The following is a 14,147-nucleotide window of genomic DNA, read 5'->3' on the forward strand; positions in this document are numbered from 1 at the left end:
CACGTACGCTCAGCCTGCTCGAAGACGTGCGAGAAGGGACGAGCATGCAGATCAAGGACACCGCGGCCATCGTGACGGGTGGCGCTTCCGGACTCGGCGGCGCTGCCGCGAAGGCGCTGGCCGCCAAAGGCGCCCGTGTGTTCGCATTCGACCTCGCGGCCTCGATCGAGAAGGCCGAGGAAATCGAAGGTGTCACCTACGTCGAGGCCGACGTGACCGACGGTGCTGCGCTGCGGACTGCCGTCGACCAGGCTTCGTCCAGTGATGTCCCGCTGCGCATCGTCGTCAACTGCGCCGGCATCGGCCCGTCGGCACGGATCCTGTCGAAGAATGGCACGCACGACCTCGACCTGTTCCAGAAGGTCGTGAACATCAACCTGGTCGGGACGTTCAACGTCATGACACTCGCGGCCGAGGCCATCGCGAACACTGAGCCGCTCGAGGACGGACAGCGCGGCGTCGTGATCAACACTGCGTCGGTCGCCGCCATCGAGGGTCAGATCGGCCAGATCGCCTACTCGGCCTCGAAGGGCGGTGTCGTGGGCATGACCGTGCCGGCCGCCCGCGATCTGGCCTCGCAGGGCATTCGCGTCATGACCATCGCACCGGGCATCATCGACACGCCGATGCTGGCGACCGTGAGCGACGAGTTCCGCGCCGGCCTCGCTTCGGGGGTGCCGTTCCCCAAGCGGCTCGGCCGTCCGGACGAGTACGGGCAGCTGGCAGTCGACATCGTCGAACACGACTACCTCAACGGTGATGTGATCCGCCTCGACGGTTCCCTTCGCATGGCCCCGCGCTGACGCCGATAGCCGACCAGTCACGGCTCCCGTTCGGCAGTGCCGCCTCCATGCCGGTGGTGCGCCGGCACCGCTCGTGTCGATTGCGACGCGTCGCCGTGCACACAACCGCATTCCGCCCCCGAGATCATTCCGCCTCGGGGGCGGAATGCATTCTCGACACCGAAATACCCAGCACCGCTCAGTCTTCCTGACACGTCGGAGACATGCAGCTCCGGGCGATGATCCATGCCCGGCACACGAACGCCACAACATCATCGGCCCCCTTTTCCACATCACGCCTGTCGGAAAGGCCCACTTCGCGGCGTCGTCATCACTGCGGGGCTGATCTGTGGAACGTTCGGCTGAACCGGGACCACCGTGACTTCGGTCCGACCTGGACTTCGGCCTGACCTGTGACTTCGAGTGGCGCTGTACTGATGGCACTGTGCCCTTGGCACACGGAGCGGACCCGCCCGCACTTGCGACCACGGTCGGTGTGCGGGCGCAGGGTCGAGTGTGGCACAGGCGCACAGGTCACAGTGTCGCCTGATCGAGTGGTTCGAACATAGGTTTGCCAAGATCTCGGATTCGTGTGTAATGTTGCCGCCCACGAAACGAGGGGGATCGATGAGGATTGCCGATGTCGTACACGCCTGGCGCCGAGTCGGCGAGGCACAGGCGGAATACCTGAAAACACTCGCCGCGTACTCGGAAGAGCACGAGAGAACCACCGATGTGACCGCCGAGCTGGCACTCGCACGAGGCGAGTCCGAACACGTGGTGCGGCGAGAACTCGAATGGGCCCGTCAGCTGACATCGCGACTGCCGAACACCTCGGCCGCGCTGGCACGTGGCGACATCGATCTGTTCAAGGCATCCAAAGTGGTCAATCAGACGACGCCACTTTCCACAACGAAGGCCAGCCGTGTGGACACCATCGTCGCGGACAAACTGATAGACCGCAGTGCTTCCTCCATTCGCCGGATCGCCTACAACGCGGTCCATCGTGTGGATCCCGACGGCGCCGCAGCACGAGCACGTCAGCGACGTACGGAACGAAAGGTGGCGCTGCGCCACCGCGAAGACGCGATGGCGACGGTTTCCGCCTACCTGCCCGCAGAACAGGCCTCGGCTGTATATGCTCGTATCGACCGGAGTGCCCGCGCCATGCGCAGCCGCACTGAAGACCGGACGACGGACCAGTTACGTGCCGACCTGCTCGCCGACCACCTGCTGGCCGACTGTTCCTGCGGACGCTATGAGGGGTCCGGTGGCACGCGGTCATCCGCGAGACTTCTGCCGACGAGTCGAACGGGCAAAGCCGAGATTTACATCCACATCGACTTCGACACGCTCATCGGCATCCGTGACAACCCCGCGCAGCTGTCAGGCCACGGCCCCGTGCCCGCGGAAGTGGCGAGGCGGATCGCTTCCGACCGGACGTCGACATGGCGGCGAATCATCACCGACCCCCACACCGGTGCCCCGCTGGATATCGGCAGAGAGCGGTACCGGCCGCCGGCAGTCACAGCCGATTTCGTGAAAGTTCGCGACCGCGAATGTCGATTCCCAGGCTGCCACCGTCCGGCCCAATTCGCGGATCTCGACCATGTGCAACCGCACGGATGCGAGGGACCGACGTGCGCGGCGAACCTGGTTGGGCTCTGCCGACGGCACCATATCGTCAAGCACACACCCGGCTGGGCATTCGAACTCGAAGCCGACGGCACAGTCCGCATAACGACGCCGGAGGGAACCGTCCGCACCGGAAAACCCATCCATCTCGAGAACGCCACCGACCGGCAAAAGCGTGCGGAACGGAAACGACGTCGACGTCGCGGCAACCGCCGCAACGGGAATCGGGCCAGAACGAACCATGGTACGACCGGAAATCGAGCGAACAGCGGACAGAACGGTGCTCATCGCACGTCGAGCGTCACAGGTCATCCATGAACGGGACCTCGGTCATGGCACGCTCACTGATCCACAAGCGCAAGGCGTGCGTGGCGAGCACGTCGTCCTCGTTGTACTGGAGCAACCTGGAACGCTGCACCACGTCAGGTTCCGCGCCGTCCATGCCGACCGCGTCGCGATACCACCGCATCGACGCTTCACCGCCCGCCTCCGCATCGCGCCAGGCGAAACCGGCCACCGGTGCAACCACCTTGAGCCCCTTGCCGTGCGAACACAGAAACTGATCGGACACGCTTCGGAACAGGTCGACCCACTCGTCCGAATCGACGAACGCCCGCACCTCCGCCTTCGACGGCACGCCGGGGAACCCGGCGAACCGCTCCGCGGAGGCGTACAACCAACGGTTCTCGGCCAACGCGTTGTAGCAATACGCACGGAACTGCAACCCGGCGGCGTCCGTGCGCCGGCGTACGTCCGTCAGCCACGCCCAGAACGCGGCGAACGACCGCGCCTCGTCGTCCGTCGGCAGCGGCTCCCACGTAGCGAACGAGTGATAACCGCGCTCGACACCGATGTCCGCCCCGTTGAGCAGACAGCCCCACAGGTACGCGCCGGCGTCGCCAAAACTCTCCATGTCTATGTCGACCTCGACGTCACCACGCGACACCGTCACTTCCGGGACCCGCCGCACCATCGTCAGGTCCGCAAGCCACGCCTTCGCCAGCGACACGGCATCCGAGAACGACACACCCGTCCACTGAATAGGCGGTTCGTCGTGGACGTCGAGAGCGGCGAGCTTGTCCACCGTCGCGATGCCGGCGCGACGGAGCTCCATGGCGTCCTCGCCCCGCACCACAAGGCTCACGTCACGCACCCTCTTGAGCTCTGCCTCGCAGGTCGGCCACCACGGGCAGCCCTTGCATTCGAGGATTCGCGATGGCTCGGCAAGCGGCTCATCACGTGCAGCGGCAGCACGCGCCACGGCGAGGCGATCGGCGAACCGGCTGTCATACTCCTCGAGCGCGGCCCGCCCGCCCGGCCACGTTCCAGCTTCCAGGTCGTGCCACAGCACCACATCCGCATCGAGCCCGATCACGCCTCCGATCGCCCGATCCGGCTCGGCGAACCCTGCAGCCTGGAGAAGTCGGTAGGTGTGAGCGAGTCGCAGCTGGTCCCGCGGGTGCGACCGCACCTTGCGGTCCGGGTCGGTCAACGCGTTGGCAGGGTCCAGGTCCGTCAGCGCGGTCGTCCGCGCACCCTCGCCCGGGTCCGTGATGCGGTGCCGAACGACGAGCACCGGCACGTACCCGTCGACGGTTCGGACGAGCAGCTGAATGCCACCGCGACGCCCGGCCTCCCGATCGCGCGGCAGCAACCCACCCCAGATGTAGGCGACGCCTTCTTCGAGCGCGGTGAGCGTGAGCCCGGCGCGATCCGCCGGAGGCAGGTCGGTGGGGACGACGGCCCATGCCGTCCCGGCCGACTCGTCACCCGTCCCAATCGGGGCCGCCGGATTCTCGTCGTCACCGATCGGGGCGGTAGCCGCCTGTAGCCGCTCCGAGACGTCGATCCGGTGGGCTTCCGCGTCGGCGATCCGCTGCTCAGCGGAGGGGTCGGGCAGTGCGAGCTGCGTTCCCACCATCGTGGGGTCGTTGTCGAGATGCACCCGCCGACGACACCGTGTGACCACGCCCGCGTCGAGCAACACCTCGTCAACCATGGTGTTCACTTTATGAGAAGGCCCCGACACTCCCGGAGGCGACGTGCTCCCGGCCCGGTATGAGCAGTAAGTTCTGCCGCAACCGTCAACACGAGCACGGTGCTCCGGAGTCCCGACACCGGGAGCCCGTGCACCACGTAACCGACCGGAACCGGAGGCGAGGAACGGCGATGGCCCGCACATCCCGCAACACAGGCCACGAGGACGACGTCTTGTCCGAGCCCTCGGAGCCCTCCACGTTCCCGGACGTCTCCGAGTCAGCGCCGGCCAAGTCGAAGAAGGCGGCGAAGAAGGAGCGGAAGGCAGCGAAGAAGGCCGCCAAGTCCGGCGAGCACGAGTCGGGCCTGACACCGCAGAAGGCGAAGAACGCGGTCAAGGTGGCGAAGATCGTCATCCCCGCGGTCGGACCCGCACTGGTGCCGCTGGCCGTGCGCGCCGCGGGCACCGTTCGCGAAGCGTACGACCGCTACCAGGCGCGCAAGATCGGCGTCCCGGTCGAGCAACTGTCCGAGTACAGCGGCCACGGCGGCGGCCTACTCGCCCGCATCGCCGGCGCGGCTGACGGCCTGGCGGAGCTACGGCGCGCGCCGCAGGTCACCGACGACGACGTCTCGTTCGCCCAGCACGCCCAGGGCACCCTTGAGCAGCTCACCGCCTCGGTGCGCGCCGCGGAACACATGCCGTCGACCCGCCGCAAGGCCGCCCACAAGGCCATCGCCTCCGAGCTCGACAACCTCGAGTCCGAGCTGCTGCGGCGCCTCGGCGTGGCGTGACCCAGCGTGGCGTGGCCGGTGCACGACGTCGCACGCACGGCGGGCACCGTGCGTGCGAGACGGCTCAGCGGATGAAACCCTTCTCCCGCATCCAGTCGTAGGCCACCTGGGACGGGTCGGCACCGTCGACGTCGACCTTCTTGTTCAGCTCGATGATCTCGTCGTTGTCGAGGGCGTCGGCGACCGGCGCCATCACCTCGGCGATCTGCGGGTGCTCGTCGTAGAAGTCCTTCCGCACCGTCACGGCCGCGTTGTACTGGGGAAAGAACCGCTTGTCGTCGGCGAGCACCCGCAGGTTCAGTCCCGCGATGCGACCGTCGGTGGTGAACACCTCGCCGAAGTTGCACGTGCCGTTGGCGACCGCCGCGTAAATCGCTCCCGTACCGAATGTCTTCGTCGTCGTCACAGGGAAGCCGTACGTCTCGGTCACGCCCGGCATGCCGTCCGGGCGGCTGGCGAACTCCGTCTCAACGCAGAACACGGACTCCTTCGGGTGCTGCTTCACGAACTCCGTCATATCCGACATCGTCCGCAGCCCGTGCTCGCGCGCGAACTCCTCCGTGGTCGCGAATGCGTACGTGTTGTTGACGTCCGAGTACGGCAGCCACATCAGGTCGTTGCGCTTCAGATCCGCCTTGCGCACCGCCTCGTACTGAGCACGTTCGTCCGCGATCGGCGTGTCCTCTCCGAGATACGACAGCCACGCGGTGCCCGTGTACTCCCATTGCACGTCGATCTGCCCGTCCTCGAGGGCGTACCGGGCGCTGTTCGAACCGGCGATGTTCGTCAGGTCCACCGTGTCGGCACCTGCCGCCTCCAGGGCGAGCTGCGCGATGTAGCCCAGAACGATCTGTTCGGTGAAATCCTTCGACCCGACCGTCACCTCGACACCGTCGAGCGCAGGCATCCGGGGGATCGACCCCGGCTCCACGTCGTACGGCAGCGCGGCGTTGACGGTCAGCCCGCACCCTGCGGTCGTCGTCAGCAGCAGCCCGGCCGCGACCATCGACCGCACTCTGCGACCGATCCGCTTCCCGATCCTCATCGCAGCCCCTTCGGTCCGAGCAGCTGTTCGGCCAACGCACCGAGCCAGTCGACGAGCAGCGCCAACCCGACGGCCAGCACCGCCCCGACGACAAGCACCTCGGGCCGGTTCAGCTTGTATCCGGTGTCCACCAGCTCGCCGAGCCCACCGCCGTTGACGAAGAACGCCAGCGTCGCCGTGCCGACCGCCAGCACCAGCGACGTCCGTATGCCCGCCAGCACCATCGGCAGCGCGAGCGGCATCTCCACCCGCAGCAGCACCGACCGCGGCGACATGCCGATCCCCCGCGCGGCGTCCACCAGCGCCGGGTCGACGGACTGGATGCCGACGATCGTGTTCCGCAGCACAGGCAGCAGCGAGTAGAACGCGATCGGCAACGCCGCCGCCCACAGGCCCTCCCAGCCCGTCCACAGGAAGAACAGCACCAGCACACCCAGGGCGGGCGCCGCCTGCCCGATGTTCGCGATGCCGAGGAACAGCGGCGCCACGGGCTTCGCCCACCGCCTCGTCAGCATCGCCCCCAGCGGCACCGCCAGCCCGACCACGATCGCCGTCACGACGGCCGTGATCAGCAGGTGCTCCCACGTCTTCGTCAGCAGCACGCCCGCCTGGATCGATTGGGCCTCGATCTCGTCGTTGTTCCTGGTGAACGCCCACACCAGCACCGCGCCCACGACCACGAGCACCACCAACGGCTGCGCCAGCAGCCGCGCCCGGTCGGCCTTCTTCGCCCGCGACTCGGCGGCACTCCCGGCCACGTCGACGTCGCTCATGACGCACTCGCTCCGGGTTCGGCCGCCGCCCCGGCGCCGCCGGCCGAGTCACCACCGTCGCCGGCGTCGTCGGCCGAATCGCCACCGTCGGTGTTCTCGTGTTCCTCCCGCAGCTGTGCCAGCACGCCGGTCACCGTCTCGATGTCGATCATCCCGACGTACTCGCCGCGGGTGCCGGTCACGACGGCGTGGCCACCCTCGGCGAGGATCGCCTCGAGCGCGTCCTGCAACGTCGACCGGGTGCTCACCGTGTCGCCCACCGGCCTGCCGACGCCGGCCAGGGACCTCACCGACGACAGGTTGCGCACGTGCACCCACCGCTGCGGCCTGCGCCTCCGGTCGACGAGCAGCGCGTACGTCTTACCCGCCTTCGCCATCCTCGCCCGCAGGTCGGACGGCGATTCGCTCTCGTCGGCGGTCATCGCGATGTCGGGATAGTCGACGTCGCGCACACGCAGCAGGGTCAGCTGCTTGAGCGACGCGCCCGCGCCCACGAATCCCGCGACCATGTCGTTCGCCGGGTTGGCGAGAATCGCCTCCGGGGTGTCGTACTGCTGGATGCTCGACGCCTCGCCCAGCACGGCGATCCGGTCGCCGAGCTTGACGGCCTCGTCGAAGTCGTGCGTGACGAACACGATCGTCTTGCCGAGGTCGGCCTGCAGGCGCAGCAGTTCGTCCTGCAGGATCCCGCGCGTGATCGGGTCGACCGCGCCGAACGGCTCGTCCATCAGCAGCACGGGCGGATCCGCGGCCAGCGCCCGTGCCACACCGACGCGCTGCTGCTGCCCGCCGGACAACTGCCGCGGGTAGCGATCGCGGAACTGGGCGACGTCGAGGCCGACGAGGTCCATCAACTCGTCGACCCGTTCGGCGATGCGCTTTTTGTCCCAGCCGAGCAACCCGGGCACGACGGCGATGTTCTGCGCCACCGTGAAGTGCGGGAACAGGCCGGCCTGTTGGATCGCGTAGCCGATCTTGCGGCGCAGCTTCACGTCGTCGAGCTTCAGCGCGTCCTCGCCGCCGATGGTGATGCGGCCGGACGTCGGCTCGATCAGCCGGTTGATCATCCGCATCGTGGTGGTCTTGCCGCAGCCGGACGGGCCCACGAGCACGACGATCTTGCCCGCGGGGATCGTCATCGTCACGTCCTTCACCGCGGGCTCCGCCGACCCGGGGTAGCGCTTCGTGACCCCCTCGAGCTGGATCTCGGCGCCGGACACGGCGCCGGCGGTCGAATCGGGAGTCACGGCGGTCTCGCCTTTGTCAGCCACGGATACCTCTCGAAACGGTGAAGCGGGCGATGAGGAAGTAGACGCCCTCGAGCAGCAGCGCGAGGACCACGACGCCGAGCGTGCCCGCGAGTGCCTGGTTCGTCGCGTTGGCGCTGCCCGCTCTGGTCAGTCCAGAGAACACCTCGCCGCCGAGACCTGGTCCCTTGGCGTACGCGGCGATGACGGCGATGCCCATCAGCATCTGCGTGGCCACGCGCATACCTGCGAGGATCGCGGGCCACGCGAGGCGCAGCTCGACCCGCGTGAGCACGGCGGTCCTGCCCATGCCGATGCCCTTGGCGGCGTCGGTCACGGCGGGGTCGACGCCGGCCAGGCCGACGATCGTGTTGCGCGTGATCGGCAACAGCGCGTACAACACCAGCGCCACGACGGCGGGCGTCGGCCCGAGGCCGAACACCGGGATCAACAGCCCGAGCAGGGCGAACGACGGGATCGTGAGGATCGTGCTGGCCAGCGCGGTGGCCACGGCGGAGCCGACCGGGCTGCGGTACACCGCAACGCCGATCAGCACGCCCAGCACCGCAGCCAGCAGCGTGGACTGCACGACCTCACTGACGTGCAGCCACGACTGCAGGGCCAGCCGATCCCACCGATCGGCGATGTAGTCGAACAGGCTCACCGGCGCCGCGCTCTCAATCCACGGCGCCGCGCCCGGCGCTCTTCGATGCGTTCGTCATGAATCTCCTCCAGCGACCTGCGCATCTCGTCCTCCTTGAGGATCAGCGGGTCGCTACGCAAGTCCTTCCACAGCGACACGCACAGCCCGACCATGACGAACACGAACGGCACGGCGATCAGGATCGTCAGGTATTGCAGCCCGTCGAGTCCGGTCTCGCCACCGGCGATGAGCATCACCGCGGCGACCGCACCCATGATCACGCCCCAGAAGATGACGACGTTGCGCTTGGGCTCGACCGACCCCTTCTGCGACAGCGTGCCCATCACGACCGACGCGGCGTCGGCGCCCGAGACGAAGAAGATCGACACGAGGATCATCACGATGATCGCGGCGGGCAGGAACCACGGCAGGTTCTCGAGCATCGTGAACGTGATGACCTCGGACGAGACGTCCCCGCCCTGGTACAGGTCGGCGCCGCCGTTGCCGGGGATGCCGTCCGTGCCGCGCTGCTGGATGTCCATCGCGGCGCCGCCAAAGATCGCGAACCAGACGAGGCTCACGGCGCTGGGCACGGCGATCACGCCGACGATGAACTGGCGGATCGTCCGGCCACGCGAGATGCGCGCGATGAACATGCCCACGAAGGGCGTCCACGAGATCCACCAGGCCCAGTAGAAGATCGTCCAGGTGGACAGCCAGTCCTGCATGGCCTGACCACCGGTGGCGCCGGTGCGGCCCGCCATCTCCGGCAGCTCGCGCACGAAGTTACCGATGGCGTTCGGGACCAGGTTCAGGATCATCACCGTCGGCCCGACCACCAGGATGAACACGGCCAGCACGGCGGCCAGCACCATGTTGATGTTCGACAGCCACTGGATGCCCTTGGCCACGCCGGACACGGCCGAGGCGATGAAGCACACCGTCAGCACGGCGATGATCCCGACCAGCAGCCCGCTACCGGGGCTGTCGATCCAGCCGACCGCACCGAGACCACCGCCGACCTGCAACGCACCCAGGCCGAGCGAAGCGGCCGAACCGAACAGCGTCGCGAAGATCGCCATCACGTCGATGGCCTTGCCCAGCGGACCGCCGGTGTGCCGCCCGCCGAGCAGGGGCCAGAACACCGAACTGAGCAGCTGGCTACGGCCGCGGCGGAACGCGCTGTAGGCGATCGCGAGGCCGACGACGGCGTAGATCGCCCACGGGTGCACCGTCCAGTGGAACAGGGTCGTCGCCATCGCGGTGTGCAGTGCCTCGTCCGAGTTCGGCGCGAGGCCGGTGCCGGGTGGCGGCGAGGCGAGGAACGTCACCGGTTCGGTGGCGCCGAAGAACATCAGTCCGATGCCCATGCCGGCGCTGAACATCATCGCCACCCACGACGAGGTGCGGAACTCGGGCCGCTCCTTGTCCCGGCCGAGTTTGATCCGCCCGTAGCGGCTGATCGCGAGGGCGAGCGCGAACACCACGAAACCGCTGGCCGTGAGCACGAACACCCACCCGCCGAACGGGATCACGGCGTCGAACAGCAGCGCTTCGGACACCGACAGCAGACTGTCGGGCTTCAGCACACCCCAGGCGATGATCGCGAGGGCCAGGATCGCCGCGATGACGAACACCGGCCGGTCGGTGACGGCCTCCCGGTCGGCGGCGGACAGGACCGGTTCGCCGGCACCGTCGACAGGGACAGCGCCGTCAACAGGGACGGCACCATCGGCGGGGTCGACACCACCCGGACCCGCCGCTTCGGGCGGATTCGCGTGCGCGGCCACCGTCGCACGGCCGCCGGACGTCGCCGAGCCCTCGGGACCGCTCCCCTTGCCGTTGCCCGCTACCGGCTCTGCGGTCGGGTCGCCGGGCACGTCCGGGTCTCCACCCGTCGCGCCGTCCTTACCGGATTGTGTGGACATAGGCACACGCCCGTCCGATCACGACGGACGCGTTCTCCTTCCTGGTCGCGAGCCAACCTTCCCTGCGCACGAGGTGGTGTTCGCTCGTTCGGAGCAGCATCTTAAGCACATCGCATGACGTGACGGGCCGCGCCCGCACGGTGCACTGTTGCCGATCGGGCACCGATGGGCAACGGTTTCCGCCGTTCTCGCGGACTGTTTCACCTGCGCTTCCGGCATCTACGACCAAACGGGACGCGATCAACGCGGCCGATAGGCTGACGGCGTGCGCACACGAACGCCGTCCGAACGCCTCATGCCGGCCGTTCGTGGTGTTCTACTCGCGGCGACGTCGGCGGCACTGTCGGTAACCGCGCACGGCGCCGCAGGCGGTGGACTCCCCCATCCGGCGACAACGGTCGTCGTGTCGTCACTCATCGGATGGGTCGCCACGGCCACCGCGCACCGTGCGCGCGGCATCCGCGGCATCCTGCTGTTCCTCGGATCGGGTCAGCTCGCCGCGCACATCCTGCTCACTACGCTGTCCGGCCACGGCGGCGAAGGGCCCGCCATGCTCGCCGGTCACGCGCTGGCCACCGTCGCCACCGCGTGCGTCCTCGCCCACGCCGAGGCCGTGCTCGCACGCGCGAGCACGGCCGTCCGCGCGATCCTGCCGGTGGTCACGTGGCGATGGCGGCCGTACCGGCGGCCGCAGCACGTCGCCGCCCACCCGCCGCTCGCGCTCCCCGACGCCGCAACCACCGTCGTCGACGTCCTGCTCCGCCGCGTACACGGCCGCCGCGGTCCGCCCGCCGTCTCCTGATCGAGAAGTTCGTCCACCCCGCGCGCAGGTCCGCGCGGGCCCTCGCCGCGTCGACCCGCGGGCAGCCGCGCCATCGCGCTCGTCCACGTCGTCGCCGCGGCCACGCCATCGTCAGAAATCATCAGGAGAAACCACCATGTCGACATCCCTCCCCGCCCGACGTGTCCCGCGTTCCCGGGCCCGGCGTCACGCTCGCGGCGCCGCGCTGACCACGACGCTCGGCATCGCCCTCACCGCCGGTGCTGTGCTCGGGGCTCCGGCCGCGTCCGCGCACGTCACGGCCAACATCTACGGCGACGCCCCCGAGAAGGGCGGCTACGGCGCGATCACTCTCCGCGTGCCGAACGAGGAGGAGAAGGCGGGCACCACGAAGCTCGAGATGACCGTCCCCGAGAAGTACGAGATCTCCAGCGCGCGCACCCAGCCGGTGCCCGGCTGGACCTCCGAGGTCACCACGAACGGCTCCGACGTCGTCACCAAGGTCACGTGGACGGCGGACGGCGAAGGGATCCCGGCGGGACTGGACTCGTACCAGGAGTTCGGCGTGCAGCTGGGCGCGTTGCCCGACAACACCGACGAGCTGATGCTGCCGACGAAGCAGACCTACTCGGACGGCACCGTGTCGAACTGGAACCAGCCGCAGGAAGGTGACGCCGAGCCGGAGAGTCCGGCACCGGTGGTCCCGCTCGCCGAGTCGTCGGGCGGGCACGGCGCGCACTCGTCGCACCGCGACGGCGAGAATGCTTCGGGTGATGCCGGGTCCGGCGACCGACAGCACGCATCCGAGGGCGGTACCGACGACACGGCACGCTGGCTCGGCGGCGCGGGCCTGCTGGTCGGCGCACTCGGCGTCGGTGTCGGCACGGGCGCCACGCTGCGTGCACGCAAGAACGGGAAGGTGGACTCGTGACCGCGCACATCACCCCTGACAGGCGCCCGTCCCGGCGTCTCCGCGCAGCCGCACTGTCGCTCGCGACGCTCGTCGCACTGCTGGTCACGGCGACACCGGCGGCCGCGCACAACCAGCTGATCGAATCGGACCCCGCCGAGGGCGCATCGCTCGACAAGGCGCCGGAGCGGGTCACGCTGACGTTCGACCAGCCGGTGCAGCGCGGCGCGGGCGAGGGCGTCAACCAGATCGCCGTCACCGGCCCCGACGGCGGCCAGTGGACGAAGGGCGATGTGCAGGTCGACGGAGCGAGCGTCACCGCTCCGCTGCACCCACTCGGACCCGCCGGCGAGTACGTCATCGGATTCCGGATCCTCTCGGCCGACGGTCACCCCGTCAGCCAGGAGCTCCGTTTCACGCTGACCTCCCACGGGCCCGGCGCCGACACCCCGCCGGGCGGGCAGAACGCCGCACCGTCCGCGGCGAACGCCGACGACGCGCCCTCCGCCGATGGCGGTGATTCCGGCGGCGGCATCCCCGTGTGGGTGTGGATCGCCGCCGCGGTCGTGCTGCTCGGCGCGGGCGTGACGGTGGCGCTGCGCACCGGGTCAGGCCGGTCGTGAGCCGCGCCGAGACCACCTCGCGTCCCCGCGTCGACACGCTGACCAGTCTGCTCACCGCCGCCGTGGCGGGCGCGCTGATCGGCTTCGCGGGCGCCGCCTCCGGCCCCGTCCGGGGCATCACGGCGGCCAACGAGGTGGTCTCGGCGGGCATCCCGGTGGCGAGGGCGGTGATGAACGTCGCCGCGGTCGTCACCGTGGGGCTGGCCCTGCTGCCGGTGTTGCTCGGCGGTTCACGGCAGAAGCTGACACGTCCCGTGCTGGCGTCCGCCCAGCCCGTCGCGGTGGCGGCGTCGCTGTTGTGGACGGTGGCGGCGGGCGCAGCGCTCATGCTGCAGGCGGCCGAGTACCGGCCCGCAGCCCTCGACGTGACCGGGTACGTCGCCGACATCGCGGCGGGCAAAGCGCTGGTGCTGGTCGTGGTGCTGGCGCTCGGCCTGGTCGCGCTGAACGTCGTGGCGCTGCGCCGGCCGGACACCGTGCCCGCCGAGGTGCGCGTCGGCCTCGGACTGTTCGCGTTGCTTCCGCTGCCGGTCACCGGGCATGCGACGGGATGGTCGCTGCACGACTACGCGTCGATCTCCGTCGAACTGCACGTCCTGGCCGCCGTGACCTGGACGGGAGGGCTCGCCGCGATCGCCGCCGTCCTGGGCACCAACCGCACGTTGCTGGCCACGGCGCTACCCCGGTTCTCGACGCTCGCCACCGTCTGCCTGGCCTGCGTCGCCGTGACCGGGGTGTTCAACGCGATCGTCGAGCTCGGCGGCGACCCGGAGCTGTCGTTGCCCGCCGCGGTGTTCGGCACTGCGTACGGCGTGCTCGTGCTGGTCAAGGTCGTGTGCCTGGCGGGCGCCGCCGCGCTCGGTGCGCACCTGCGGAGAAGGCTGTTGCCGCAGGTGTTGCGTCACCGCCGGACGGCTCTCGCCACGTGGGCGGCCGTCGAACTGACGATCCTCGGCCTGGCGTTCGGGTTCGCCGTCGCACTCAGCCGCACTCCGCTCGGCTGAGCGG

The 14,147-nt window shown here is 69.1% G+C and carries 13 protein-coding genes; 7 read left to right on the forward strand and 6 right to left on the reverse strand.

Annotation, left to right across the window (positions count from 1 at the left end; genetic code table 11):
• Positions 1-44 precede the first annotated feature (44 nt).
• Both FHS23_RS02795 and FHS23_RS02800 read left to right on the forward strand, forming a co-directional pair.
• Entirely contained in the window at positions 45-803 is a 759-nt protein-coding gene (locus FHS23_RS02795; RefSeq protein WP_183647228.1) for an SDR family NAD(P)-dependent oxidoreductase, read from the forward strand.
• Positions 804-1,409: 606 nt separating this feature from the next.
• Positions 1,410-2,735: an HNH endonuclease signature motif containing protein gene (locus FHS23_RS02800; RefSeq protein WP_183647231.1), complete on the forward strand. Its 1,326-nt coding sequence runs from the start codon at positions 1,410-1,412 to the stop codon at positions 2,733-2,735.
• On the opposite strand, the gene FHS23_RS02805 is transcribed toward FHS23_RS02800, so the two are convergent.
• Positions 2,719-4,416 carry a TM0106 family RecB-like putative nuclease gene (locus tag FHS23_RS02805; protein ID WP_183647234.1) on the reverse strand — a complete coding sequence of 566 codons (1,698 nt, stop codon included), beginning with the start codon at positions 4,414-4,416 and terminating at the stop codon, positions 2,719-2,721. The two genes, FHS23_RS02800 and FHS23_RS02805, sit on opposite strands and share 17 nt — an antisense overlap.
• A 170-nt stretch (positions 4,417-4,586) precedes the next feature.
• Here FHS23_RS02805 and FHS23_RS02810 point away from each other — a divergent pair, with 170 nt between their 5' ends.
• On the forward strand, positions 4,587-5,189 hold the full coding sequence (locus tag FHS23_RS02810) for a DUF6474 family protein (protein WP_221218935.1): 603 nt from the start codon (positions 4,587-4,589) through the stop codon (positions 5,187-5,189).
• Between the two features lie 64 nt (positions 5,190-5,253).
• On the opposite strand, the gene FHS23_RS02815 is transcribed toward FHS23_RS02810, so the two are convergent.
• The 5 genes from FHS23_RS02815 to FHS23_RS02835 are packed head-to-tail and all read right to left on the reverse strand — an operon-like array spanning position 5,254 to position 10,825.
• Positions 5,254-6,234, reverse strand: coding sequence for a glycine betaine ABC transporter substrate-binding protein (locus FHS23_RS02815; RefSeq protein ID WP_183647237.1), 981 nt, complete (start codon positions 6,232-6,234; stop codon positions 5,254-5,256).
• Positions 6,231-7,007, reverse strand: a complete 777-nt coding sequence (locus FHS23_RS02820; protein ID WP_183647240.1) for an ABC transporter permease — start codon at positions 7,005-7,007, stop codon at positions 6,231-6,233. Before FHS23_RS02820 ends, FHS23_RS02815 begins: the two co-directional genes overlap by 4 nt.
• Positions 7,004-8,227 (reverse strand): ATP-binding cassette domain-containing protein, encoded by a 1,224-nt coding sequence (locus FHS23_RS02825; RefSeq protein ID WP_183650700.1) that lies wholly within the window; start codon positions 8,225-8,227, stop codon positions 7,004-7,006. The genes FHS23_RS02820 and FHS23_RS02825 overlap by 4 nt, the downstream gene beginning before the upstream one ends.
• Positions 8,228-8,270: 43 nt before the next feature.
• Positions 8,271-8,918, reverse strand: a complete 648-nt coding sequence (locus FHS23_RS02830; RefSeq protein ID WP_183647244.1) for an ABC transporter permease subunit — start codon at positions 8,916-8,918, stop codon at positions 8,271-8,273.
• The gene (locus tag FHS23_RS02835) at positions 8,915-10,825 is read right to left on the reverse strand and encodes a BCCT family transporter (protein WP_183647247.1); all 1,911 of its coding nucleotides are present in this window, start codon (positions 10,823-10,825) and stop codon (positions 8,915-8,917) included. Before FHS23_RS02835 ends, FHS23_RS02830 begins: the two co-directional genes overlap by 4 nt.
• Positions 10,826-11,090: 265 nt before the next feature.
• On the opposite strand from FHS23_RS02835, the gene FHS23_RS02840 reads away from it, so the two are divergent.
• The 4 genes from FHS23_RS02840 (at position 11,091) to FHS23_RS02855 (ending at position 14,143) form a co-directional block, all read left to right on the forward strand.
• The gene (locus FHS23_RS02840; RefSeq protein ID WP_343053594.1) at positions 11,091-11,627 is read left to right on the forward strand and encodes a hypothetical protein; all 537 of its coding nucleotides are present in this window, start codon (positions 11,091-11,093) and stop codon (positions 11,625-11,627) included.
• A gap of 136 nt (positions 11,628-11,763) precedes the next feature.
• Entirely contained in the window at positions 11,764-12,537 is a 774-nt protein-coding gene (locus tag FHS23_RS02845) for a YcnI family copper-binding membrane protein (protein WP_183647250.1), read from the forward strand.
• Positions 12,534-13,139 carry a copper resistance CopC family protein gene (locus FHS23_RS02850; RefSeq protein WP_343053596.1) on the forward strand — a complete coding sequence of 202 codons (606 nt, stop codon included), beginning with the start codon at positions 12,534-12,536 and terminating at the stop codon, positions 13,137-13,139. The genes FHS23_RS02845 and FHS23_RS02850 overlap by 4 nt, the downstream gene beginning before the upstream one ends.
• Complete coding sequence (locus tag FHS23_RS02855; protein WP_183647253.1) at positions 13,136-14,143, forward strand: CopD family protein; 1,008 nt, start codon at positions 13,136-13,138, stop codon at positions 14,141-14,143. The genes FHS23_RS02850 and FHS23_RS02855 overlap by 4 nt, the downstream gene beginning before the upstream one ends.
• Positions 14,144-14,147 lie beyond the last annotated feature (4 nt).

The sequence above is a fragment of the Prauserella isguenensis genome, from assembly GCF_014191605.1.
Taxonomy (GTDB): domain Bacteria; phylum Actinomycetota; class Actinomycetes; order Mycobacteriales; family Pseudonocardiaceae; genus Prauserella; species Prauserella isguenensis.